Source organism: Bradyrhizobium sp. Kon10, assembly GCF_055807395.1.
On the sequence record NZ_JBVVOZ010000188.1, the window covers coordinates 1 to 289 of the forward strand.

Here is a 289-nt window from a genome sequence, read left to right on the forward strand (position 1 = left end):
GTCAGAACCCAGGCCGGGTACATCAGCATGCCGCCGGCGCCGAGCACGAGGCCGATGTCGAGAATGGGCGCGCTGCGGGTAAGCCAGCCACCGATATGCGGTCCACGCCGGTCGCCGCAATTGCCGGGCGCTCGCCCGCGTTACTCAAGCCCAAGGCCTCGGTGATCGCGCTGCGCCCGACATAGGCACAGCCTGCGCAAGCTCCTCGACCGACATGTTGTCGAGGAGCATGCCGTCGACGCCCACTGTAAGCGCTATCTCCAACTGGTCCAGCCTGTCCACCTCTACC

General features: G+C 66.4%; 2 protein-coding genes. One reads left to right on the plus strand and one right to left on the minus strand.

Features of this window, described 5'->3' with window-relative positions; genetic code table 11:
• Nucleotides 1-185, plus strand: a 185-nt coding sequence (locus AC0L2O_RS36650) for a hypothetical protein (RefSeq protein WP_473373185.1), incomplete at its 5' end; no start/stop codon positions are given.
• On the opposite strand, the gene AC0L2O_RS36655 is transcribed toward AC0L2O_RS36650, so the two are convergent.
• Nucleotides 145-282 carry a hypothetical protein gene (locus AC0L2O_RS36655; RefSeq protein ID WP_473373184.1) on the minus strand — a complete coding sequence of 46 codons (138 nt, stop codon included), beginning with the start codon at nucleotides 280-282 and terminating at the stop codon, nucleotides 145-147. The genes AC0L2O_RS36650 and AC0L2O_RS36655 overlap by 41 nt on opposite strands.
• Nucleotides 283-289 lie beyond the last annotated feature (7 nt).